This window comes from Nostoc sp. PCC 7107, assembly GCF_000316625.1.
GTDB lineage: Bacteria > Cyanobacteriota > Cyanobacteriia > Cyanobacteriales > Nostocaceae > Nostoc_B.
On the sequence record NC_019676.1, the window covers coordinates 4102488 to 4127170 of the forward strand.

General features: G+C 40.9%; 26 protein-coding genes. 16 read left to right on the top strand and 10 right to left on the bottom strand.

The features are described 5' to 3' along the window. Positions 1–85 precede the first annotated feature (85 nt). The 7 genes from NOS7107_RS17565 (at position 86) to NOS7107_RS17595 (ending at position 7019) form a co-directional block, all read left to right on the top strand. Positions 86–592, top strand: a complete 507-nt coding sequence (locus tag NOS7107_RS17565; protein ID WP_044499669.1) for a helix-turn-helix domain-containing protein — start codon at positions 86–88, stop codon at positions 590–592. Beyond that, positions 583–1119 carry an IS630 family transposase gene (locus NOS7107_RS17570; RefSeq protein ID WP_083889664.1) on the top strand — a complete coding sequence of 179 codons (537 nt, stop codon included), beginning with the start codon at positions 583–585 and terminating at the stop codon, positions 1117–1119. The genes NOS7107_RS17565 and NOS7107_RS17570 overlap by 10 nt, the downstream gene beginning before the upstream one ends. Next, positions 1116–1943: a potassium channel family protein gene (locus NOS7107_RS17575; protein WP_015114294.1), complete on the top strand. Its 828-nt coding sequence runs from the start codon at positions 1116–1118 to the stop codon at positions 1941–1943. The genes NOS7107_RS17570 and NOS7107_RS17575 overlap by 4 nt, the downstream gene beginning before the upstream one ends. Positions 1944–2276: 333 nt before the next feature. Then, a complete protein-coding gene (locus NOS7107_RS17580; RefSeq protein ID WP_015114295.1) occupies positions 2277–2687 on the top strand; it encodes a hypothetical protein in 411 nt (136 codons plus the stop codon). 90 nt (positions 2688–2777) lie between these two features. Then, positions 2778–5441 carry a magnesium-translocating P-type ATPase gene (gene mgtA, locus NOS7107_RS17585; protein WP_015114296.1) on the top strand — a complete coding sequence of 888 codons (2664 nt, stop codon included), beginning with the start codon at positions 2778–2780 and terminating at the stop codon, positions 5439–5441. Positions 5442–5475: 34 nt separating this feature from the next. After that, positions 5476–6345, top strand: coding sequence for a hypothetical protein (locus tag NOS7107_RS17590; protein WP_015114297.1), 870 nt, complete (start codon positions 5476–5478; stop codon positions 6343–6345). Between the two features lie 59 nt (positions 6346–6404). Next, the gene (locus tag NOS7107_RS17595; RefSeq protein WP_253274558.1) at positions 6405–7019 is read left to right on the top strand and encodes a DUF2807 domain-containing protein; all 615 of its coding nucleotides are present in this window, start codon (positions 6405–6407) and stop codon (positions 7017–7019) included. Between the two features lie 47 nt (positions 7020–7066). Here the strand turns inward: NOS7107_RS17595 and NOS7107_RS17600 are convergent, their stop codons facing one another. Then, on the bottom strand, positions 7067–7651 hold the full coding sequence (locus tag NOS7107_RS17600) for a Uma2 family endonuclease (RefSeq protein WP_015114299.1): 585 nt from the start codon (positions 7649–7651) through the stop codon (positions 7067–7069). Positions 7652–8154: 503 nt separating this feature from the next. Between NOS7107_RS17600 and NOS7107_RS17610 the strand changes: the two genes are divergently transcribed. From NOS7107_RS17610 to NOS7107_RS17630, 5 genes are all read left to right on the top strand, one after another. Further along, positions 8155–8901: a DUF6544 family protein gene (locus tag NOS7107_RS17610; protein ID WP_015114301.1), complete on the top strand. Its 747-nt coding sequence runs from the start codon at positions 8155–8157 to the stop codon at positions 8899–8901. An 88-nt stretch (positions 8902–8989) separates the two neighbouring features. Beyond that, positions 8990–9496, top strand: a complete 507-nt coding sequence (locus tag NOS7107_RS17615; protein WP_015114302.1) for a hypothetical protein — start codon at positions 8990–8992, stop codon at positions 9494–9496. Positions 9497–9880: 384 nt separating this feature from the next. Then, on the top strand, positions 9881–10168 hold the full coding sequence (locus tag NOS7107_RS17620; protein WP_015114303.1) for a pentapeptide repeat-containing protein: 288 nt from the start codon (positions 9881–9883) through the stop codon (positions 10166–10168). Between the two features lie 137 nt (positions 10169–10305). Beyond that, positions 10306–11265 carry an orange carotenoid protein N-terminal domain-containing protein gene (locus NOS7107_RS17625; protein ID WP_015114304.1) on the top strand — a complete coding sequence of 320 codons (960 nt, stop codon included), beginning with the start codon at positions 10306–10308 and terminating at the stop codon, positions 11263–11265. 287 nt (positions 11266–11552) lie between these two features. Next, on the top strand, positions 11553–11981 hold the full coding sequence (locus NOS7107_RS17630) for a ssl1498 family light-harvesting-like protein (protein ID WP_015114305.1): 429 nt from the start codon (positions 11553–11555) through the stop codon (positions 11979–11981). A 44-nt stretch (positions 11982–12025) separates the two neighbouring features. Here NOS7107_RS17630 and NOS7107_RS17635 read toward each other — a convergent pair whose 3' ends face one another. The 4 genes from NOS7107_RS17635 to NOS7107_RS17650 all read right to left on the bottom strand — a co-directional run bounded on the left by NOS7107_RS17635 (position 12026) and on the right by NOS7107_RS17650 (position 17177). Beyond that, positions 12026–13414: a TolC family protein gene (locus NOS7107_RS17635; protein WP_015114306.1), complete on the bottom strand. Its 1389-nt coding sequence runs from the start codon at positions 13412–13414 to the stop codon at positions 12026–12028. Positions 13415–13524: 110 nt separating this feature from the next. Continuing rightward, the gene (locus NOS7107_RS17640) at positions 13525–14196 is read right to left on the bottom strand and encodes an ABC transporter ATP-binding protein (RefSeq protein ID WP_015114307.1); all 672 of its coding nucleotides are present in this window, start codon (positions 14194–14196) and stop codon (positions 13525–13527) included. 82 nt (positions 14197–14278) lie between these two features. Next, positions 14279–15568 carry an ABC transporter permease gene (locus NOS7107_RS17645; protein ID WP_015114308.1) on the bottom strand — a complete coding sequence of 430 codons (1290 nt, stop codon included), beginning with the start codon at positions 15566–15568 and terminating at the stop codon, positions 14279–14281. Positions 15569–15617: 49 nt separating this feature from the next. Beyond that, complete coding sequence (locus tag NOS7107_RS17650) at positions 15618–17177, bottom strand: efflux RND transporter periplasmic adaptor subunit (protein WP_015114309.1); 1560 nt, start codon at positions 17175–17177, stop codon at positions 15618–15620. A gap of 470 nt (positions 17178–17647) precedes the next feature. Here NOS7107_RS17650 and NOS7107_RS17655 point away from each other — a divergent pair, with 470 nt between their 5' ends. After that, on the top strand, positions 17648–18112 hold the full coding sequence (locus NOS7107_RS17655; RefSeq protein ID WP_015114310.1) for a hypothetical protein: 465 nt from the start codon (positions 17648–17650) through the stop codon (positions 18110–18112). Between the two features lie 203 nt (positions 18113–18315). Here the strand turns inward: NOS7107_RS17655 and NOS7107_RS17660 are convergent, their stop codons facing one another. Next, positions 18316–19626 (bottom strand): beta-propeller fold lactonase family protein, encoded by a 1311-nt coding sequence (locus NOS7107_RS17660; protein WP_015114311.1) that lies wholly within the window; start codon positions 19624–19626, stop codon positions 18316–18318. A 170-nt stretch (positions 19627–19796) separates the two neighbouring features. On the opposite strand from NOS7107_RS17660, the gene NOS7107_RS17665 reads away from it, so the two are divergent. Together NOS7107_RS17665 and NOS7107_RS17670 are read left to right on the top strand one after the other, a co-directional pair. Further along, positions 19797–20360, top strand: a complete 564-nt coding sequence (locus tag NOS7107_RS17665) for a hypothetical protein (RefSeq protein ID WP_015114312.1) — start codon at positions 19797–19799, stop codon at positions 20358–20360. 59 nt (positions 20361–20419) lie between these two features. Continuing rightward, on the top strand, positions 20420–20803 hold the full coding sequence (locus NOS7107_RS17670; protein ID WP_015114313.1) for a DUF2358 domain-containing protein: 384 nt from the start codon (positions 20420–20422) through the stop codon (positions 20801–20803). Between the two features lie 73 nt (positions 20804–20876). Here NOS7107_RS17670 and nadA read toward each other — a convergent pair whose 3' ends face one another. The 4 genes from nadA to NOS7107_RS17690 all read right to left on the bottom strand — a co-directional run bounded on the left by nadA (position 20877) and on the right by NOS7107_RS17690 (position 24141). Beyond that, positions 20877–21851: a quinolinate synthase NadA gene (nadA, locus tag NOS7107_RS17675; RefSeq protein WP_015114314.1), complete on the bottom strand. Its 975-nt coding sequence runs from the start codon at positions 21849–21851 to the stop codon at positions 20877–20879. A gap of 138 nt (positions 21852–21989) precedes the next feature. Next, a complete protein-coding gene (locus NOS7107_RS17680; protein ID WP_015114315.1) occupies positions 21990–22640 on the bottom strand; it encodes an ElyC/SanA/YdcF family protein in 651 nt (216 codons plus the stop codon). Beyond that, positions 22640–23296, bottom strand: coding sequence for a DUF2301 domain-containing membrane protein (locus NOS7107_RS17685; RefSeq protein ID WP_015114316.1), 657 nt, complete (start codon positions 23294–23296; stop codon positions 22640–22642). The genes NOS7107_RS17680 and NOS7107_RS17685 overlap by 1 nt, the downstream gene beginning before the upstream one ends. A gap of 41 nt (positions 23297–23337) precedes the next feature. Continuing rightward, entirely contained in the window at positions 23338–24141 is an 804-nt protein-coding gene (locus tag NOS7107_RS17690) for an S-adenosyl-l-methionine hydroxide adenosyltransferase family protein (protein WP_015114317.1), read from the bottom strand. A gap of 110 nt (positions 24142–24251) precedes the next feature. On the opposite strand from NOS7107_RS17690, the gene NOS7107_RS29040 reads away from it, so the two are divergent. After that, positions 24252–24407 carry a hypothetical protein gene (locus tag NOS7107_RS29040; protein ID WP_015114318.1) on the top strand — a complete coding sequence of 52 codons (156 nt, stop codon included), beginning with the start codon at positions 24252–24254 and terminating at the stop codon, positions 24405–24407. Positions 24408–24683 lie beyond the last annotated feature (276 nt).

Here is a 24683-nt window from a genome sequence, read left to right on the forward strand (position 1 = left end):
AACAGACAAAGCCGGCGTTATACCAATTTGAAAAAAGAATGCGACAAATGGTAAAAATAGACAGAAGTAGCATTCAGGGTATGTGATGGTAGGGGTAACACAAATCGAGATAGAAGAAAGTGTCGAGGAACTAGAGAAGTTGCTCAAACATCAAAAACAGTCTCGGAGCAAAGAACGTATACAAGCCCTATATCTGATTAAAGGGCAAGAAATGAGTGTAAGTGAGATTGCTAAAATCTTGGGAAAACATCGAGCTACAGTACATCGATGGTTGGCAGATTATCGAGAAGGAGGAATTGAGGCGGTTGTTGAATTTGGAACGAGTTCAGGTCGAAAAAGAGCAATACCAGATTGGGCTGTATCGAGTTTGAAAAAACAACTCGAACAACCAGAAGGTGGGTTTCAACGGTACACACAAATACAACATTGGTTAGAAAAAACCTTGGGTGTGCAAGCTGAGTACGCAACTGTACATCATCTGGCACGTTACAGGCTCAAAGCCAAGCTGAAAGTCCCACGTCCGCGTAACCGAAAACAGGACGAAGAAAAACTAGAGTCTTTTAAAAAAAACTCGGTGATGACTTGCAATTAATTGCTCAATACAGTGCCATTATCTTGCCTCAGTACGAAAATATTCGTTATTTTGTACAAGATGAGAGTCGATTTGGACTCAAAACCATTGAAGGACGTAAAATTACTCTTCCCGGAGTTAAGCCTATTGGTGATTGGCAGTGGCAATTTAAAGCGTTCTGGCTATATGGAGCAGTTGAACCACTTACTGGGGAAAGTTTATTTTGGCAGTTTTCTCATGTTGATACCGAATGCTACCAACAATTTTTGAACGAGTTCGCTGCCTGTTATCCCAAATCACTTAACATTCTCCAAGTTGATAACGGCTTATTTCATCAAGCTAAACGTTTACAAATTCCAGAGAATATTGTTCTTTTGTTCCAGCCTGCTCATTCTCCTGAACTCAATCCCATAGAGCGCGTTTGGGAATATCTCAAGCAAGACTTGAAATGGGAGCTATTTGATAACAGGCGAGCATCTGCAAACCAAGGTTGCTCAACTCCTAGCTCTCCTCACTCCTCAAATTGCTGCTTCTTTGACTGGTTATGACTTCATCCTCAATGCCTTATCTGTCGCAAACATTTTTTGAATTGGTATTAGATCAAGAGCGCAGTGAGGTACTGCAACAGTTAGAAGATTGGCTAGAAACGCCGATGTTGGTGCTGGGCTTTGCTTGGTTGGGACTTTTTATTGTTGAGCTAGTTTGGGGACTGAATCCTTTATTAGAAGCGATCGCTGCTATCATTTGGATCGCCTTCATCATAGATTTTGGTATCAAATTTCTCCTCGCACCTCACAGAATTTCTTACCTTCGACATAATTGGTTGACCGCTTTTTCACTGTTTATTCCAGCGCTGCGAATCTTTCGCATTCTGCGAGTCATGCAGTCTTTGCAATCAGTTCATGCGGTTCGAGGGTTACAATTGTTGCGAGTGATGACGCGAACCAACAAAGGAATGCGAGTCCTGGGAGCCAGTATTGGGCGGCGAGGGTTTGGTTATGTGGTGGGATTAACTGCGATCGTTACTCTAATTGGAGCGGCTGGAATTTATACGTTTGAGCGCGAACTTCCTGATGGCACTATTACCGATTATGGTACTGCGCTGTGGTGGACAGCAATGGTGATGACTACGATCGGGTCTGATTATTTTCCGAAAACGGCAGAAGGGCGGGTACTATGTTTTTTCCTGGCACTGTATGCCTTTGCAATCAGTGGTTATGTGACGGCAACCCTGGCAACATTTTTTGTGAGTCAGGATGCCGAAAATAATCAAGCAGAACTGGCGGGTGTGAAATCAATTAAAGCCTTGCAAGCAGAAATTACCGCACTGCGAACTGAGATTCAAGCCTTAGCACGACAAGATTTAGACTAATAACTTCCAAAGTATCGCAAATTAAATAAAACCTTGCTTTCATAGAAAATCTTCCTCAAGAACAATACCTTGGTTAATTTGAAAGGGTAAGCTAACAATAAACTATGTTGCAGGTGGCAAAACGATCGCCATATTAATCAAGCCTTGCTCAAGAATTGAAGTTAAAGGTTTAAATTTATTTACTTAGACCTATTAATAAGTAGTAAGGTCAAATTATTTGCACATCTCATTTGCCTCTTTACCCTATCCAATCAAGGATACAGAATTAAAAAATGGAAAATTAATTTTCATAGATACTTAGTTAAATGTAACTAGTGAACAAAGGAGATATCAATGAAAACAAAAGTAGGGCTGTGGATTGACCATAGGAAAGCTATTGTCGTGGCTGTTACGGAGAAAGGGGAAGAGATAAGAGAGATAATATCAGAAGTAGAAAAACAGCCTCGGCATTCTGGTGATTCACCCCTTAAAGGTGCTTACGAATCACATCAAGTACCCGCAGATGATAGCCTCCAGAGAAATTTTACGGGACAACTTAATATTTACTATGATGCTGTCATTGCATATATTCGTGATGCCGAGTCTATGCTGATATTTGGGCCTGGTGAGGCAAAGGATGAACTGAAAAAACGGCTAGAAAAAAATAACCTTGGTAGCCGCATCGTAGATATTGAAACAGTGGATAAGATGACAGATCATCAAATCGCGGCGAAGATTCGACAGCACTTTGCCGCGTCGCATTAAGCCGCAAAAAGGTTTAGCGCCAATCAGTTGATTAACCCCAAAAAATCAAATCGATGAATCACCAAATTTTCACGTTTTGGAGCTTACTTTATGAAGACGTTAAGCCAGTCTCCCTATTCATCCAAAAAGCCTAAAACGGGATCTAGCCAGTCTGTAGATTCATCAAAAACGCTCATTGATATTGCTCAACATAATGTGGATGGAGTTCTGCACTTATTTGACACTTCTTTAGAGGGGTTGAGTGAGACTGAAGCCAAACGGCGATTAGAGAAATCTGGACTAAATGAGATCGCCCGTGAAAAAGCGATCGCGTGGTATGTCCAACTCCTAAAAACGGTGACTAATCCCCTCTCGCTTTTACTCATTGTTCTGGCGACGATTTCACTGTTAACCGGGAGTCCCACAGCCGCCTTGATCATTTTTGCGATGGTGATTTTCGGTGGTTTGCTGCGCTTTTCACAAGAATTTCAGTCGAACAAAGCCGCCGAAAAGCTGCGAGAAATGGTGAGCGCAACAGCAACGGTGAGTCGCTTGGGTGCCGCACCGAAAAAAGAGAAGGGAATAACAGCAGGAAAAGAAATTGCAGTGAAGCTACTTGTACCTGGTGATGTCATCTTTCTGTCAGCCGGAGATATGATTCCAGCCGATGTCAGGCTGATTGCGACGAAAGATTTATTCCTCAGTCAGTCAACCCTCACCGGGGAGTCTCTACCCACTGAAAAACACGCAGAACTCCCAGATCACAATGAGAAAAACCCACTAGAGTTAGTCAACCTCTGTTTCATGGGTACGGCGGTAGTCAGTGGTTCTGGAACAGCCGTTGTCGCCGAAACGGGTAGTCATACTTATCTAGCATCACTAGCTAAAACCGTTAGTGGACGCAAACCACGCACGAGCTTTGACAAAGGTGTCAATGGTGTCACCATGTTGCTGTTGCGCTTTATGCTGATCATGGCTCCACTAGTCTTTGTGATCAATGGGGTGGTTAAAGGCAATTGGATTGAGGCATTCACCTTCGGTTTATCTGTAGCTGTAGGACTGGCTCCAGAAATGTTACCTGTGATTGTCACGGCAAATTTGGCCAAGGGGGCAATTACCATGTCTAACAAAAAGGTAATTGTCAAAAACATTGATGCAATTCAAGACTTTGGCTCCATGAATATTCTCTGTACTGACAAAACAGGCACTCTCACCCAAGATAAAATCGTTTTACAGAGGCATTTAGATCCCTACGGTCAAGAAAGTACAGATGTCCTCAAATATGCTTATCTTAATAGCTTTTACCAAACTGGCTTAAAAAATTTATTGGATATCGCCGTTCTCGATCACAATCAAGAACTTGCATCTTTAGACATTGAAAAAAACTACCAGAAATTTGATGAAATTCCCTTTGACTTTGTGCGTCGTCGGATGTCTGTTGTCGTCGAAGAAATGGGAAAACAGCATATCCTGATTTGCAAAGGTGCAGTTGAAGAAGTCCTCAAAGTCTGCACTCAACTCAAAGTTAATGATCAGGTTTTGCCAATGGATGAGTCAGTCCATACCAAGGTTGCTGATTTACAACAAAAACTCAATTCTGAAGGGTTACGGGTAGTCTCGGTGGCATACAAAGTCATGCCAACGGATCAATCGCATTATGCCATTACCGATGAGAGTGATTTGATTTTGTTGGGTAACATTGCGTTTCTCGATCCGCCTAAAGATTCCGCAGCCCAAGCAATTAAAGCTCTCAAACGCAATGGAGTCGATATAAAAATTATCACCGGGGATAATGAAATCATTACTCGTAAAATCTGCAAAGATGTTGGCTTACCTATCCAAAAGGTTTTATTAGGTAGCGATATTGACTCTTTATCAGATGATGAATTAGCTTCATCTGCTGCAACCACAACTATTTTTGCTAAATTTTCTCCCACTCAAAAAGCCAAAGTTATTCAGGTGCTGCGAAAAAAAGGCAACATTGTGGGATACATGGGAGATGGGATCAATGATGCAGCCGCTTTGCGGGAGGCAGATGTGGGCATCTCAGTTGATACGGCGGTCGATATTGCCAAAGAATCGGCAGACATTATTTTGTTAGAAAAAAACTTATTAATCCTGGAATCTGGAGTAATCGAAGGTCGCAAGACTTTTGCCAATATCATCAAATATATCAGAATGGGTACTAGCTCTAACTTTGGCAATATGTTTAGTGTCTTGGGTGCAAGTGCGATTTTGCCATTTTTACCGATGCAGCCAGTACAAATATTAATAAATAATCTCCTATACGACTTTTCGCAAACAGGTATTCCCTTCGATGATGTGGATCGAGATGACCTCGTTAAGCCACCGAAATGGAAAGTTGATAATATTCAGCGATTTATGATGTTTATCGGCCCGGTTAGCTCCATTTTCGACTATTCCACATTTGCTCTGATGTGGTTTATCTTTGGGGCAAACTCTGTAGACAATCAAGCTTTGTTCCAAACGGGTTGGTTTGTGGAAAGTCTGATGACTCAAACGTTGATTATCCATGTCATTCGCACAGCTAAAATTCCTTTTTTCCAGAGTCGGGCTTCTTTACCGATGCTAATGATCACTGCCACTGTAATGGGAGTGGGAATGTATCTGCCATTTTCGCCAATTGGATCTAGTTTGGGGTTAGTTCCTTTGCCAGCCGTTTATTTTCTCTGGTTAGCTTTAATCCTAACTTGCTATTGTGTATTGACTCAACTTGTGAAAACTTGGTTCATCAAGAAATATGGATATACCTAATGACCTGTTCTTGTAGTTCAAGAGGATGAAATTTATGAAGTGGCAACAATTAATTCTGGTTTTTATCGCCAGTATTTGTTTAATATTTGCAGGCAATGCCCTAGCGCAAACTGATATCAATATCAACAATACCAACCTGATTCGCTTTGGTGGCAGTGTAACTGTACCAGAGAATCAAGTTGTGGAAAATGCTCTGGCTTTTGGGGGGAGTGTTACGGTATCACCTAATGCCAGAGTTTTGGATACAGCGATCGCTTTTGGCGGAGATGTCATCCTGAAAAAAAGAGCGCGGGTAGAAGCTGATGCTTACTCCTTTGGCGGCAAAATTGTACAAGAAGAAGGTGCGATCGTTGGTGGTGAACGTTCCACATTTAGCGAACGACATGGGATGATGTCTGGTTCTAATCAAGGTAGAAGAAGCTTCTTCGCTCAGTCTTCCTTCAGTCCCATTTTGAGAATTAGCGCCGCTGTAATCGCAGCTATTCTCGGACTGATTATTTTGCGTACCAATCCACAGTTTCTGCCGAATTTGGCTACAAAATTGCGTCAACACCCCACTTTGGCTGTTCTATGGGGAATGGGGGCGATTGTCGCCATTATCTTTGTCAATGTGTTTCTGGCGATTACGCTTATTGGTATTCCCCTGATTCCACTACTAAGTCTGACGGCAATTGTTACTTCTCTAGTAGGGTCATTAGGGGTAGCACTTTTTGTCGGTCAAGGCCTATTTAGTAATCGTAATTGGTCGTTACAGCAGCAGTTTTTGGTAGGTTTAGCGATCGTGACAGTTCTGACACTAATTCCATTTTTCGGAGGGTTAGTAATTTTCTTAGTCAATCTCTTCGGCTTGGGTGTCATATTGCTCTGGCAATTTGGTCAAGAAAAACCTCAAATAGCTACTTAAGAAGGCAAACAATGAGATCAAAGCTATATAGTTTGGCTGCATCCTTGGCAGCTTTGAGTATGTTTGCAGCCTGCTCTTTGAACTTGGGTGGGCTTAGAGGATCTGGAATCGTCAAAACTGAATCTAGAGAAGTGGCTGGATTTTCATCCATCTCCTTTAAATCTGTGGGTAGGGTCAGGGTGCAGCAGACGGGAAAAGAGTCCCTGACTATTAGCGCAGAAGACAACATCCTGCCGCTTTTAGATAGTCGCGTCAAAGATCACATTCTGTATCTTGGCATTGTCAATGATTCCTCTTTCGCTCCGACCAAGCCGATTGAGTTTGTTTTGCAGGTCAAGAGTCTGAAAAGCTTGCACATAGATGGGGTCGGCAGTATTGAAGCCAAGGGTATTCAAGGCAAACAGTTATCAGTTTCTCTTGATGGCGTGGGTAGTATGACGATCGCAGGAAGCACTGATGTACTAGACCTTAGCCTTTCTGGGGTCGGAAGCTTTAAGGGCGAGGAGTTCAAGACTAAACAGGCTACGGTTCGCCATAGCGGCGTGGGGAGTGCAGTAGTCAATGTGAGTGATCGGTTAGATGCAACTGTATCTGGCGTAGGGTCAGTAGAGTATATTGGTTCTCCCCAAGTTCGGGAATCTGTGAAAGGCGTGGGATCAGTCAAGAAACGGTAGCTTTTGTCAAAAACCAGAATGCAAAATATTACCATTGTCTGCCAAAATCAAAAAATATCCTCATAGATATCTGTCATTGTTAGCTGTAAATTGACCGAATTTAAAACTAATTTATCCTCAATTCCCAAAATCTCCTGTGTCCAATTCCCTAGCAAATCTTGACGATAAACTTCCACTTTTATCTCATCTTGCGAAACTAAAACATACTCCTGTAAACTACCGATAGTCTGATAATTAACCAGCTTTTCACGGCGATGCCTACGGCGGGCTACGCCTACGCTAACCTCGGTACTTGGTGATAACACCTCAAAAATCACACAAGGATAATTCAGAAAATAGTTATCTCGATCCTCAGAGCTACAAGTAACCACTACATCAGGATAATAAAATATCGTCTGATTTTGATTAGTAGCGCTTAACTTGACTTTCATATCTGACATAAACACATCGCTTGCCCCACCCCGCAATTGAGAACGTAACCGACTAGCAATATTTAAAGTAATGATATTGTGCGCCTTACTGCCCCCCGCCATCGCAAAAATTTGACCACCCAAATACTCATGGCGGAGTTCGCTTTTAGTTTCTGCTTCTAAATATTCGGCAACCGAGAAAACGGGAATCGGCGATCGCATAACTTTAAATCTGGTTTCTGGCTATCTCTGTTATTATACCTGCGATCAATTTTTGGAATTCTTTACAAAATCGAGCGTTACGTTATATATCATATTCAATCAATTCATTCAGGAAATAGAACAACCATCCATCACACTAAAATCAATATGGAAAATGAAACAAAATTGACGCTAATTAAAACCATTCACACGTTGATATGGGTATTCTTCAACTTTGTGATTTTCTATATGCTTTATGCCGCAATTGCAAATAAACTCGATTTCTGGCTCTGGATTGGTTATGGATTTGTATTTCTAGAAGGACTAACCCTACTGACGTTTAAATTACACTGCCCATTAAATCTGCTTGCCCGAAAATATTCAAGTTCCAAAAAAGACAATTTTGATATTTATCTTCCAAGTTGGTTAGCCAAATATACTAAATCGATTTATACATCTATTTTTGCAATTATTCTTATCATTACAATCTATCAAATTTTGAATTAAAAATACTGGTGGTAATAATGACTAAACAGATTTCTCTCAATACGCTCTGGGATTTAGCGATATCTAAGGATCGTGTATTTGATTCAGACGAATTCGCTCATTTACCAGAAGCAGCAAGACGATATCTCGAACACGCGATCGCTCCTGGAACCAAAATTGCATCTGCGGTGCGATTGCAGATGCACGGCGAAATCAAATTGAAGAGTTGGATTCCATTCAAAGCAGAGCAAGTTATTTGCTGGGAGCATGGACTGATTTGGAGTGCTACAGCATGGATGAATGGTTTGCCAATCGTGGGATCGGATCGGATTATAGACGGTGTAGGTGCTATGCAGTGGAAGCTTTTAGGAATTTTCCCTGTGATGATAGCTTCGGGTTCCGATATTACACGGTCTGCTGTTGGTCGTCTCCAGTCAGAGTCAATCTGTTTACCATCTGTGTTCTATGGTGATGATGTGACCTGGACAACAATAGATTCATCACATTTACATTCGAGTTTCGTACTACAGGATGAGAGAGCAGAACTTGATTTGACTATTGATCAAACAGGTCGGCTCAAAACCGTCAAGTTACCGCGCTGGGGCAATCCAGAAGGTGCTGAGTTTCATGATGTGGACTTTGGTGCAATTATAGACGATGAAGGTACATTCTCTGGCTACACAATTCCCACACGTCTGCGAGTTGGATGGTACTTTGGCTCTGAAAGGTTTGAGTCAGAGGGCGAATTTTTCCGAGCCACAATTGATAATGCAATCTATCGCTAGACTGAGCAAAAAGCAAAGATGTTGTTACGACTAGCAAAATCTGGCTTATGTAGGAATTGCTATTTGCTCTCACTATAGAATCCACTTTATGAAAAAAGCATTTTTCTGGACACAACCCTTGTTTTTATTGGGAATATCTTTAGTTCTTTATATAATGGCACTTAGCTTGCCAGCACTGGCTTTTGAGATAGTCGAATACAAGACAATATACACAAATTCAATTACTATCATGAAGGGGGCTGAAGTGACGATGTGGGGAGTACTTGGATTGTTATTTCTTCAAGCTCCTGCTATTGGTTGGTTAGCTAATCCACTTTATTGGCTTTCTTGCAAATTTTTTGTCCAGAAGAAATACTATTTCTCAATAGCTTCTGCTTTTAGTGCAATTATTGTAGGCTTTACCGGCACAATATCAACATATTGGTTTCCCTTACCCAATGGTAGTAATCCTGATAGTCAGCTTCTATTAATCAAGTTACTTCCTGGTTTCTGGCTATGGCTTGCGGCTCCTGCCTTTCTCATGATGATTACTAGTGGATTTGTTTATGGGAAATACAAAAATAGCCTTGAAAACAAAAGTGTAAAATTTCCCTAGACTGAGTGAAAGCAATTGTTAGCATTTGTGGCAAAGTAATGAACTACAAAGCAGATTGTAGGTAAGTGTTCAGGAGTCAGAATTCAGGAGTCAGAAGGTTTGAAAAATCAAGAGAAATATTTGATGAATTAATTTGCTAATCCTATAGATATTTCCAAATTCTGGCTTCTGACTACTGGGTGCTGAATTCTTACGATTGTAGGATATAATTTACTCGCTATTTCCTAATATTTTGCTCAATTTACATCTCAAATACTGTGGCGTGTTGGCGCATTATGCTAATTGGCGATCGCCCAAAGTCAACTTGTGATGTTTTAATAGCACATTATGAGTTATAGTGAATGTATAAACAGCGATAACGCTATACGTTGTGAGGCAACCAATATGGATGCCAATGAAGTTTTAAGACGATATGCCAACGGAGAAAGAAATTTTAGAGAGGCAGACTGGAGAGGAATCAGCCTAACTAACGCAAATTTGAGTGGAATAGACTTGAGTGGCGCACATTTGAGTAACGCAGATTTGAGCGACTCCGATTTAAGCAATGCTAATTTAAACTGGGCTGGACTCAAAGGAAGCAATTTCAATAGGGCAAATCTGCGGGGAGCAAAAATGCCTGATGGAAGAAAACACAATGATTTCTTGGAGTCTGCTAATTATTTCTTTAGTTAACACCTGACAATAAATCTGCTATTGGTGAGCGATGTCTTTATCTCAAGACATCGCTTGTTTCTAGATATAGCAATATTTACAGCCAGGTAAAACACTATCAATAAATTAACCTAATTTCGTTCTGGAGATTTTGAAAAATGTCCTTTACTATCGAGTCTGCGCGCTCTATTTTTCCCGACACTCTAGTTGCTAATGTGGTTCCGGCTACGGTTGAATCATGTAATCAACTCAGCGCTGAGGATCAGTTAGCTTTGCTTTGGTTTGCTTATACCGAGATGGGAGTTACAATCACCCCCGCTGCTATGGGAGCAGCCAATATGGTCTTCGCAGAAAAAACTCTGACGCAAATTAAGCAGATGTCTGCGGAGAAGCAAACGCAAATGATGTGCGATCTAGTGAACCATGCTGATACTCCCATCTGCCGTACCTATTCATCTTTCGGCACAAACATCAAGTTGGGCTTCTGGTATGAGTTAGGCGAGTGGATGAAACTAGGAATCGTTGCCCCGATTCCAGAAGGTTATAAACTTTCTCCGCAAGCATCAGATGTTCTCGAAGCTATCCGTCAACTTGAAGGCGGTCAGCAACTCACTGTATTACAAAATATTGTCGTTAATATGGGGTATACCTCAAAGGTTAGCGCGCAAAACGTCAAACAACCTGTGGTTCCACCTCAAGATATCGCGCCAAGAGCTAAGGTCAGCATTGAGGGCATCGATAACTTAACAGTCCTCAGCTACATGGAGAATATGAACGCCTTTGACTTTCAAGGGGCTGTGGCTTTATTTACTGAAGATGGTGCCTTGCAACCGCCTTTCCAGGAACCGATTGTGGGTCAGAAGAACATCCTCGCTTATATGCGTGAAGAATGCTACGGACTCAAGCTCATACCAGAGCGAGGGGTAACTGAATCAGCAGCAGGAGAATTTACTCAGACTAAGGTGATGGGTAAAGTCCAAACTCCTTGGTTTACTGACAGTGTTAGCATAAATCTAGCATGGCGGTTTTTGCTCAACCCGCAAGGACAGATTTTCTTTGTGGCAATTGACGTGCTGGCATCTCCTCAAGAACTTATGGAACTGGGCTTGATCCGATAGAACACCCTTGGGTAATTTGGCATATAGTCCTGACAAGTTCCTGAATATCCCATCTGCATAATCCTCTGAACCCCTGAAATAGCAGGGTTTCTTTGTTTTTATTCTTGGGTGCAATATTAGTTGAAGATTGATAGACAAGACCCTATATTTAGTGGGAACACAATTTTGGGAACTTTGACAAAAGTCTATTACACCAATAAAAGCCTAGAAACAATATCATAAACATTGCAATTGTGTAAATACTTTGTTATGATATTTATATGGAACTTAAAAATGAGGTCAAGCCCATGCTCTACACCGATAAAGAAGGGAAGACCCTCAACTCAGAGAATTGTATAACTGCTAACAGCTTCTTTATTGAATCTGAGGTGTACATCTGTGAACCATTGGAAATGCACTTCAATCAAGCAGGGGATTTAAAAGCGGGGAAAAAACCGAAGAAAGCAATTGCAAATCTTCGTAGTGATGGCAGTGAACTAATCCCAGCTGAAGTTCAAGGGCATATAAATAAAGAAGGCAATCAATTGCTGAATGTGCCTCTTGCAACTGGCTACACAGTAGATGATGAGGGAATGATGAATACCTACGCTATTCAACCCGTGATGTCTTTGGCAGAGTATCCCTCACCAAAACAACAACAGCGCTACGTCGTCCAGGGGATAGTAGCTATCTTGTTTGTTGCTCTGACACTGATGACTGCATTTGCTGTCAGCTAGGGTAACAATATCTCGGTATTTAGGTTCAGATAGAAGATAGATATCTAGCGCGAGGCTCTAGCACTAACGGCGCGTTGGAGATTAGCCAAAGCCCGATTGTAATCTAAAATTGCCGTAACTCGATTACCTTCGGCTCTGGTCAAGTCGTTTTCTGCCTCGATGACTTCTGTTTGCGTACCTACGCCAGCTTGATATCTAATTCTGGCAATATTCAAGGCTTCCCTAGCTTGTTCTAAACCCACACTAGAAGTCTGCACATTATCTAAATTAGAGCGTAGTTGAGCGTAGTATTGTTCCACATTAAAGCGAATTTGGTCACGCTGATTCGCAAATTGAGTTTCGGCGATCGCAATATTAGTTCTAGCTTGCGCCGCTCTGGCGTTGGCTGCTCCCCCATCGAATAAATTAACGCTGGCTTGCAGTCCAATGGAATAACCATCAGTAACGCTGACACTATCGTCAAAGCGATCAAGTAAGTTATAACTTGTGACTAACCCAACTTGCGGTCTTACCTGGGCTAACGCCTGTCGTCGCTGTTGTTCAGAAATATTTCTTTGGGCTATTTGTTGGCGCAATTCTGGGCGATTTTGAAAGGCTTCAACAATAGTTTGTTCTAAGCTTGGTTGCCAAAGTCCTGCCAGTGCAACTGTATCTGCTGCCGTGATATCTACTGACTGCGGTAAACTGAGCAGTGTACCAAACTGACGACGAGCAATTTGCTGATCTGACAGAGAATTAGTCAAGTCTTGTTGGGCATTAGCTAAATTTACCTGAGCTTGCAGCACATCAAATCTTGTCCCCACACCTGCGCGTTCTCTGGCTTGAGCATCTCGCAAACTGGCTTGAGCATTGGCTACCGCAGATTGATTAATTCTGACTTGTTCATCTGCTTGTTGTAAGTTGTAGTATTGAGTTTTGATATTGAGTTCAATTTCTCTAGATTGATTTTCGACATCTAACTCATCTATCCGTAACTGTTCTTCAGCTTGTTTAATAATTGCTTGACGACTGCCAGATGTATAAAGGTCATAATTTAGTTGTGCTGTACCGTTAAAAGAGGTACTAGGTTGAGAATCACTACTACTAAAGCCATTACCACTGTTAGTCACACTTCCATTAATATCAAGAGTGGGAAACAAAGCCGCTTGAGATTCTCGGAGTGCAGCGCGACTGCGTTCTAACTCTAAAATTGTGACTTGTAAATTGCGATTGTTGCGTCTGGCTAATTCTAAAGCCTGCGCCAAACTAATAGGGACAGTTTTTTGAATCTGCACCTCTTCTCTTTTCGTCGGAAATTGGAGAGGGTTGGCACTAGGATTTAAGTTTTGTGGCGGTGTCTGCGATGAATTTTGAGCATTAGCGTTTCTTGGCACAGCAGAAATTAATAGGGCGATCGCCACAACAACCCAGGTAGAATGCACAGAAGACAGCATAAGGTTTAGATACTAATGAGAAAATAGGGAATGGGGAGTAAAACAGAGAGTTTACGATATTTGATTTTGTCTGACTTCACCTGAACGGAGGATATTCGCAATTGCCAAATTTAACCGACAATCAAACCATCCTGTACGCGGATAGTTCTTTGAGTTTGAGCCGCAATATCTGGTTCATGGGTCACAATTATAATTGTGATGCCTTGCTGGTTTAATTCTGTGAGTAAATTCATCACTTCATAAGAAGTTTCTGTATCTAACGCACCTGTGGGTTCATCTGCCAAAACTAATGCTGGCCGATTAACTAAAGCACGGGCGATCGCTACTCGTTGTTGTTGTCCCCCAGAAAGTTGACTAGGACGGTTGAGAATGCGATCGCCTAGCCCCACTCTTGTTAACGCATCCAAGGCTCTTTCGCGGCGTTTACTTTTGGGTAAGTTAGCATAAACCATTGGTAACATCACGTTTTCTAGTGCTGTTGATCGTGCTAATAAATTAAATTGTTGAAAAACAAAACCTATCCTTTGATTGCGGATATATGCTAATTCATCATCATTAAAAGTAGTTAGGTTTCTGCCTTCAAAAATATAGTCGCCATTAGTCGGTCTATCTAAACATCCTAGAATATTCATCAGCGTCGATTTACCTGAACCTGATGCACCCATAATTGCCACATATTCGCCTTCTTCAATGGCTAATTGAATTCCCTTGAGAATGGGAACACTCATTTCTCCTAATTTATATGTTTTAGTAATAGATTCCATCCAAATCATGTTTACCATATTATTTAATGCTGAGTGTTTAGTGAAAATATGAGTTATTAATTTCTTTCTAATAACTTTTAGCTCTAGTCTCTCTTCTCAACTAATCGCTACGTAAAGCTGTAATAGGGTCTAATTTTGAAGCATTGCGAGCCGGAATAACACCAGCAACTAAACCGACAGATAATGAAAGTCCAAAACCTGCAATTACTGAAGCAAAAGAAATCACAAAAGGAAATTTAAAAATATTGGCAGCCACAAAGGCAATTAGAATCCCACTACCCATGCCAATACCACCACCCACAATAGAAATGACGATCGCCTCTGCTAAAAATTGATTGAGAATAGCCGCATTAGTTGCCCCTACGGCTTTGCGAATGCCAATTTCGCGCGTTCGTTCTACCACCGAAACCAGCATAATATTAGCAATACCAATTCCGCCGACCACCAGAGAAATTCCGGCGATCGCTACTATCATAATCGTAAATAACCCGACAACATTCGTGAATGTACTAACAATATCAGCTTGATTAGTAATCCGAAAATCATCAACTTGCGGTGGATAAATTTCGTGGCGCAAGCGCAAAATATTGGTAACTTGAAATTGAGCCGCTTCTAACTTTTGAGAATTGCTAGATTTAATTAAAATTCCACTGACTGACACACCTGTTAAAGCATTGTTTCCTACTAGTCTCCCTGACATACTTGTGAGGGGAATAAAAATTTGGTCATCTCTATCCATTGGCCCTTGAGCGCCTTTCGGTTCTGTGATGCCAATTACTTCATAAGTTTCTCCCTGAATCCGAATTTGTTCACCAATGACTTTTGTACTATTGCCAAATAACGTTCTTTTAACTGTCGGCCCAATCACCGCAACTTGCTTACTAGAATCGAGTTCTTCTTGATTAAAAAATCGCCCTTCTTGAGGATAAGTATTACGTGCGTCTGGATAATTTAAGTCTGTGCCGTAAATTGTCGTTGAAGTGTTTTCGCCAGCATATACTACTTGAGCATTTCTTTGCAGATAGGCCGAAACTAAATCTACTGATGGCGCTTGTTGCGCTATAGCTTTGGCATCTTCCCAAGTCAAAGTAGTGGTAGAACCCAAACCTTGGCGGACATTTCCACTTCTGGGCGCACCCGCTAAAACTTGTAAAACATCTGTTCCTAATGCTTGGATTTGATTCTCAACGCTTTTTTGCACTCCTTGACCAACGGAGGTAATAGCTATGACGGAAGCAATACCAATAATCACCCCTAGCATAGTGAGTCCAGTGCGTAATTTATTACTCCACAGTGTCTCTACCGCCATTGATAATATTTCTGTCAACGGCACTGTAGACTTACTGGGAATTTTAGGAATTTTGGAAATTTTCTCTAGACTCTTCACCATAGCAATTTTGGATTAACAGCCTGAATATATAAACCTTTTACTTTTGCCTTTAATTAGCATTACCACCAGAACGACCACCTCCACCAGAAGAACGACCACCCCCACCGCCGACACCAGGGAATACACCGCCCCGTGGTGTTGACTGTGGTCTGGAACCAGGCGGGAAACTCAGCAAGACTTTTTCGTTGCCTGTTAATCCCGACTTAACTTCTGTAAAATTATTGACGGTAACGCCTGTTTCAATCCGAGTAAATGTAGGTTGATCATCTGCGCCTAAAACATACACGCCTGTGGCACGTTCTCGCCTTACAACTGCCGCTGTGGGTACAACTAAAGCATTTTCTACTTCACCAACTTGAAATTCCATATCTACGTTCATCCCAGACCGGAGTAAGTTTTGCGGGTCAGACAAAGAAGCTTTGACCTGAAAACTGGTAACGTTCTGCTCGACAGTTGCTTGAGCCGCAATTTGGCTGACTTTACCTGCAAAAACTTTACCTGGGTAAGCATCGGCTTTAATTGTCACTGGTTGACCAATGCGAATTTTGGCAATATTTGATTCTGATAAGTTAGCTACAACTTGATTTGTTGAGGCTAAGGCCAAAATTGAAGAAGATGTAGCTGAAGAAACGGCGCTACCTGAAGTTGTGGGAGTGACAAAAGCGCCAGGATCTGAGAATTTTTGCGTCACCAGACCATCAAAAGGTGCGCGGATGATAGTGTCATTAATTTGAGCTTGAATGTTTTGCAATGAGCCACGAGCCGATGTGACTTGAGCGCGGGCGACTTCAATATCTTCTTGACGGGTTCCAGCTTTTAACAAGGCTACAGCTTCTTGTTGCTGTTTAACTGTAGCCCTGGCTTGTTGAATATCTTCTGAGCGTGAACCTGCTTGTTGCAGTGCTAATGCTTGTTGTGCTTCATTGACTTGGGCTTGGGCGCTATCACGGGTTGACCGTTTTTGAATGACTGTTTGCAGGGAAATAGCGCCAGAGTTGTATAGTTCCTGATTGCGGCGTAAATCATCTTCTGCTTGTACTAGAGTAGCTTGGGCGCTTCTTAAACGTGCTTGCGCTTGGGCAATATCTTGAGGGCGATTACCTGCTTCGACTTTTTGTAGATTTGCTTCAGCTTGGGCTAGTTGCGCTTGCGCTTGGGCAATATCTTGAGGGCGATTACCTGCTTGGGCTTTTTGCAGATTTGCTTCGGCTTGTGCGAGTTGTCCTTGGGCTTGAGTCAAATTTCCCCGCAGGTTGGAATCATCCATGTAAGCAAGAATTTGCCCTTGTTTGACAAAATCGCCTTCTTTAACTAGCAGTGTTTTGAGTACTCCCGAATTTTTGGGACTGACGTTAATAGAACGTTCCGGCTTGACTGTACCATTAGCGGAAACTGCGATCGCTAAATTTTGTCTTTCTACTGACTGTGTTAAGGTTTTTTGTCTGGCTTCTTGGCGTGGCATTACGGCTACTCTGTAATAAATACCATAGCTAATCCCACCCAACAGCCCCAGTATTAGTAGCCACGGTAGCCAATTATACTTTTTTCTGGTTTTCGGCTCTGAAGGTAAAGCTGATGAATCTACAGGGGTTGATGTATCAAGTTTCATAACTGTGTCCGTTGTCCAAAATGGCTACCGAGCTAGTTATCTAAGTCCCAGCACCTGAATGCTCGGACTTTAAATTGCTTAATCTTATATCATTGCTATAGTGACTATATAAGTCGAAAATTTCAAGTTTGCAATTTATTATCAGCTAAAACGGACTGTTTTCTTCTATGACTAAAGTCACTAATAATTTCTGATTGCTCTATGACTAAAGTAATTAAATGGAGACAAGGATGACAGGGTAGACAAGGGAGAAAGATGTTTATAAATCATTTAGGATTGCTATAGCTATATTATTTTTAATTTTCTATCTACTGCAAAAATTTTCTGGATTGATATTACCCAAAAATATAGAAAAACCAAGAATATCTAAGAGCAAATAGATTAATTAATCAGTGCAATCACTGAATAGAAAATATAATATTTTTAGCTATAATATCTCGGTAATTAAGACAAAATTGAGATATTAAAACATGAATAATTTACTTAGGTTGTTGACAATTTCATCTTTGCTACTGTCTACGGGTTTGCCATCTTTCGCCACCAATAAATCCTTTGTCACTGAGAAACACTTCCAAGGTGATGTGGAGCCAAAAAACTGTCCTCTCCAAAAAAGGAAAAAAGGTATTTTTATATATAATCTTTGCCAAGTTAAGGGTAAGCCAATATCTTTATATATCCAAAGTGTTGAAGCATCTGATGGCAGTGAAAATGACGCTCTGGATGTTGCTGTATTAAAATACAAAAATGGAAAGTTAATTCACGTCAGTGCTGAAGATTTTCACAGATATGGTTTCCGTAATCAAAAGTTAGTTGCAGCTTGGCATCTAGACAATACCATTGAAAATGTATCATCATCTCAATATCGCGCTATAGAAAAGCGTTTTTTAGCAGAGTCTCGGAAAGGTTTAGAACTATTTGGTATTAAGCAAAAATAGCTGTAGAATCTAATTGATTTGTAAGTTGTAATTTACAACAATACAAATGAAAAAGCATATAATTACTGGAGTTTAGACTAAATGGCAGACTATCAGTCTGAGAGGGTTTATATGCTTTTTCATGCTTGGCGATGAAATTTATGTTATTGAGACTGCTTTCCTCATCAAACCCTTGGGTTTTTGACTGAAGACAAAACCTAACGTTAATTAGCCACAATGCCTTGCGGGAAACTATTATTTACCGATGGTATTAATCGAGGTGAAGAAGATACTTCAGTCACAGTTCCATCATACTGATTCACCTTCAGTACAGATATTCTATTATTCGCAGGCATAATATTTACAGCTGATTGAGAGACAACGTGTAGAAATGACTCAGTAGAATCTAGAGTTAGTTGAGCGCCACCAGTTCCCATTTCTCCTCTCAGTACAACCCTCTGAATTTCTACTGGTGAGCTTGGGTTTCGTCCGATATCATAGACAGTCACACTGTTGTCAAGAGGGTTTGTAGTATAGAGACGAGTTCCCGCGCGATTAGTAACCAGCCAGCAGATTGCTCTACCCGAATTAGGTACAGTTCTGAGGAGGTGTAAATCGCCATCAGGCTCGTATGAGTAGACTCCTAGTTGATTGCTGAGTGTAAAGCCTACATACAAAATTGGTTGTCGGGGATGAACTTGGAGTCCTAGTGTGAGACCTAATGGATTTGGCGGAAATGCTGCTGGAGGTAGCTGTTGTGGTGAATTTGGGCTTTGTTGCAAACGACCGTTAGGAAGAATTTGATAAGAGCGTAGTAAGCCAGTCCCGCCATCCATCCCAAATAGCAAACGTTTGTTAGGAGAGATGAGTGCTTGGGTTGGTAAAGAACCTCTGGGAACTGAAGCAGTAGAATTTGGAATGGGAATTAGTCTACCCCTTGGAGTTACGCGGAAGGTAGTATAGTTTGGCAGAGAATCGTTGGCTTCCTGGGTGGGAATCTGAGGTAATAAGTTTTGATTAACTACAGTGAGAATATCGCCTGCTAAACCTAGACTAACTGGCGCTACTCCCCCACTAGGGAACGGCGATCCTTCTACAGGAGAAAGATTACCATCTTTGTTGATGTTAAACACAGCGATAGTATTTGACCCAGAATTTACAGCAAAAAGCCGTGTTTTTTCAGGGTTAACAATCACTTCTTGGTCAGATGCAAAAGCTGTAATAAAAAAAGGGCCTCTCCCAGTGATGGGAGCATTAGGAATACCTGCACCGCCAGTTGGAAAAGATGCTGTGGGTAGTGGTGTGAGTGTACCTAAAGCATTGCTGCGGAACCCAAGAATAGAGTTACCATTAGGAGTGGGAATGTTACTTTGGGTATAAACAATACCAGTGGAACGATACCATTGATACCAATGAGCATCAGCACTTTGAACTGCTAATCCTCCTGTCAGCACAAGGGTAGCCAAAGCACTGATTGTGAGACATTTTTTAGAAACCTGACGATTATTTCTACTAGTTTTAGATAAAATATTCATAAATTTATCCTCGTAGATCACACAAATCTTTCTGTAGAGATATCACAGCTGATCCGAGAATTTATGCAAATTGCTTTAGGAGTCTAGAAAACTCATCAATGATAAATGACAACACAACAACTTAGATACATGAAAGCGTTACCCTAGATGGTAAAGCTACAATCTAGACTATGACACCTGAAGAAATTGCGGTAACATTGACAGAATTATTTAGTGAAGAAGCCGTGAATGCGATCGCACCTGGATCTTGGCAAATAGACTCATCGACTTTTCGGTTGTTAGTGTTGCTGTCAGAAGACCAAACTTGGTTGCGAGTATTATTGCCAATTATGCCGCTACAAGAAGCTGAAACGTTTTTAACACAGTTTTTAGAAGCTAACTTTGATGAAACTCAAGAAGTCCGCTACGCCATCTATGATGGGGTAGTTTGGGGAGTATATCACCACAATAGTGGTACATTAGCGAGTGCAGATTTGGCAAATGCGATCGCCAGATTATTATCTCTACATAAATCTGGCTTAAATGATGTCTTCAATCACTTTATTGAAAACCGCCTCCGCCAAATTATTCAAGCTGCAAAACAGCAAGGACAATCTCTACAAGCCACAATGCAAAATTTAGATAGATTTTATGCCGAAGGCGTAATGGGTGAAATTAACCAATCTGTTGATGATCGAGAACAAGTATTAGCAACTTGGCGATCTCAACTAGAACGGCTTTGGAATGAAGTGTGAAGTCTGAAGTCTCCTGCCTTATCTCTACAGCCAATATTAAAATAAAGTGCTTATTGATTATGGATATTATCGAAACTCTCAAAAATGACTATCAAAGATTTCCCGAAAATCAAACATATTCAATTTACGCAGAAAATGTTTATTTTCAAGACATGGTTTTTAAATTCCGGGGCGTTAAACTGTATCAATGGATGATTAAATTTATCAAGACTTTCTTTTTAAATCCCAAAATGGATTTGCACAACATTCAACGTTTAGGAGACACCATCAAAACTGAGTGGACACTAAGTTGGAATAGTCCCTTACCTTGGAAACCCCGCATTGCTATTTCTGGCTGGAGTGAATTACTGCTCAATGCTGACGATTTAATTATTTCTCACATTGATTATTGGAACTGTTCACAGGTGGATGTACTCAAACAGCATTTTTTTCCAATCAAATAGTGTGATAGCTTGCTCAGATACCCAACTTCTTCAAGAAGTCGGGTATCTTGTTGTTCACGAATAATTGAGCGAACTAAGCACTCATTTCTAACATCCGTTGCATAGGACGCAGCGCCGCCAATCGAATATCCTCAGACATGGTAATTTCGGGAGCGCGGTTTTTCATTGCTAAATACAGTTTTTCTAATGTATTTAGTCGCATAAAAGGACACTCGTTACAGTTACAGTTATTTGTCGGTGGCGCAGGAATAAACTGCTTATTGGGAGCAAGTTTTTGCATTTGGTGAATGATTCCCGGTTCTGTCGCCACAATAAATTCTTGAGACGGGCTGGTTTGGCAATATTTAAGTAAAGCTGCTGTCGAGCCAATATAGCTGGCGTGGCGCAAAACGCTAGTTTCACATTCTGGGTGAGCGATCGCCTCGGCTTGGGGATGTGCTATTTTTAACTGAACTATTTTCTTTTCCGAAAAGGTTTCATGCACAATGCAGCTACCTTGCCACAGTACCAAATCTCTACCAGTTTGTTCCATCACATAGCGCCCTAAATTCCGGTCTGGCGCAAAAATAATTGGCTGGTCTTTTGGTATCTGCTGCACAATTTTGACCGCATTAGAACTGGTGCAGATAATATCGCTCATGGCTTTGATATCAGCCGAGCAGTTGATATAGGAAATCACCAGATGATTGGGGTGCGCTGCTTTAAAAGCCGCAAATTCTTTTGGTGGACAGCTATCGGCTAAAGAACAACCAGCCGCTAAATCAGGTAATAGTACTAATTTATCAGGATTGAGTATTTTGGCGGTTTCTGCCATAAAATGTACACCCGCAAAGACAATTACATCAGCGTTTGTCTCTGCTGCGGCTTTCGCTAGTTGTAATGAATCACCAATAAAGTCTGCAATATCTTGAATGTCTGGTTCTTGATAGTAATGGGCTAAGATGACCGCGTTGAGTTCCTGTTTGAGATGCTCAATAGCCGCAAATAAATCGCGTGGTAGTTCACCCAGTTGGGTTTTGTCTGTTGGTGCAAATGCAGTTGTAAACACAGTTAGGGGTTGTTTTGGGTTGCAAATGTTTTGTCCAGTGGATTCAATTATAGTAGTTTTTACCAAAAATAGGAGGCAAATAAATTAAAGACTCTATGAGGGTGCAAGGGTATAGAGGAGAAGATATGTAATCATTGACTATAATTGCCAATTTACCAATCTGGCATAAACGTAGGCGATCGCTTCACTGATGACTACCCGCACGCCTTGGCTAGAATTCCACCATTTTTGAACATCATAGTCTTGAGGTTTGGCAGAAATAATTCCGACTTGAATTTTGGGAGCAAATATCTTTTTAAATATCAACCAACTTCTACGAGCATGAGCATCAGTTGTAAATAAATTAATTGACTTTATCGGCAAATTTTTATCTGATATATGCTGCAATAATGCTACAGCAGAAGCATTAGTTCTATCCCTCACTACATTAAAAGCAGGAACAACAATCAATTTCTCTTCGGGTACGCCTAATTTAGATAATGTACTAGCAGCAATTTCAGCAAAATTATTATACTCAGACAGATAAAATCCTTGTTCTATTTTTGAGCCGATGGTAAATATTTGGTGATAAGAACCAGTGTGAAATTCGGCGGCGGCTTGTGCTAAAGCGTAATCTGATATCCAGCCATCAATAACTAAAGCATCGGCTGATTTTATTGGAGAATTTACGGCGAGGAATGGGTACAAATTATGAACGATAAAAAATATCGCAGCAGCCGAAACCGCCAAAAATAAAGCCCATCCCTGCGCCGTAAGTATCCAAATTTCTTGGCGTTGAATTAACCGCATTAAACCTTAGCTGAACTTTGGGCTTTTAAATAAGCAAATACAGATTTGTCACCAATATCGGCGGGAATTGCTTGGAAGGTTTTTCGCAAAGCAAATACTAAAAATAAAGTCGCCCAAACTCCTAATAAAATCTGTTCTAACTGAATTGGTAAAACTCCGACAAGGTGTCCTAACAAAAGTATGGGAACTGTGAAAGTTAAAGCTTTGGTTTCGAGACGGTTAAAACAAAATGCTTCTTTAAAATAAATGCCTGTCAACGCTGCGAAAGTAAAACCTATACCTAAAATAGTCAATGGGTTTGTGTATACAGTCACCGCAAAAGGTTGACTGTCAAAATGAGCAAATATAAACGCCGAAATACTCCCAATTAACCAAAAAACTTGTAAAATTCGGTGCAGTGGAGCCATATATATATGGATAGTCAGCAAACTCACACCAAGAGCTAAACTAAAGCAAGTATATAACGGAGTAATTGCTTGGATGGTAGTTGGGTTATTGTAAAACAATGTCAAAGCAGTACCTATAGCAAAGCTAAGTGCAGCTATCATTAAGCCAGCGCGATAGATAATTACACTAGTGCGATCGCTTTGATTAATGGTAAATTCGCCAAACTGGCCTTGATACACTGGTGATGGAGATAAGGTTTGCGTAGTCATATAACAACAGTGGTGAGTGTGCAGTAATGCCTGTTTCTAGTCTAATGATTAATCACTTCTAAAGTATCTTGCCAGTTGATCTGCAACTGTGAATTTGCATTCCCGCCATTAATGGCAATTTCTACCCAGCCATGACTCCCCACTAGGGCGACAGCTGCGCCAACTTCGCCATCACTGTACGTTTCACACCCTGGTATTGTCAACCCAGCTATTTTTACTAACCAAGTTTTACCTACGACGTAATTTCCCGGAATATTGCTAATTAAGTTACCAAAGTTATCTATATATTGAATCTGTCCCAAAACACCACAACTAGTGGTTTGACATTTGCCCATTCCTATCTGTAATAAAGTTGCGGGATTGATTTCTTTTCCCAGATATTTTAGGGGAACACCACTAGCAAGGTTAGCTCCCACGGGTGCAAAAATATCTCTACCGTGAAAGGTGCGGCTAGGTTGAGGTGTTCGCCAGTAATCAGTGTTTGTCAGTTCCACAGCAGCAATGGCGGGGTTTTGGCTTAATACTCCACTGAATATGCCATTATCAGGGCCGACTAAAAACCCACCTGCAAATTCTACAGCGATCGCCCGTCTTTTACCACCCACCCCCGGATCTACCACTGCTATATGTACTGTCCCATCGGGAAAGTAGGGATACGCATTCATTAGGCAAAATCTAGCAGCCGCAATATTTTGTGGTGGAATTTGGTGTGTTAAGTCTACAACCCTTAACAGCGGGTTGATTTGGGCAATTATACCTTTCATTACTCCAACATAAACATCGCGATCGCCAAAATCGCTGAGTAACGTTAGGAGTGATGCTTGATTGAGTTGACTCTTTAACATCAGAAATTTATTAAAATATATATAAAGACATAATTTTCTGTAGCAACAGCTACAAAATATATGTTATGTTAGGATAAATAGACATAAAAAAGCTTAAAGAGGTAATCACTATGAGTCAAAATAGATTACAAGCTGTGAGACAAACCAAAGAAGTCCACAGACAAAACCTGAGAAAAAATCTAGAACATCGTTTAGAAGTAGCTAGATCTCAAGGTGATCAAAGGTTGATTAATCAACTAGAAGCAGAAATGAGATACCTTGGCTAAATTCCCGAAAGCAAGAGTTGATTGTTTATAGTTTTGTTGTGTGGAAATCCCCGCTTCGGCGGGTTTTTTGTTGGGGAAGAGTCAGACAGCAGAAATTAAGGCAAAAGTTAAAGGTCAAAAGTAAAAAGAATATAGGACTTACGCAATGTACAAAATAACTATCTTGTGTACCAACGTAAATACGTTGTTTCAGGCTTTTATCAATCACCTTTAATTGAGTATGATCGCTAAAATCTTATTCAAAAGTCTAGCTATCAACCTTAAAACCTCTACCTG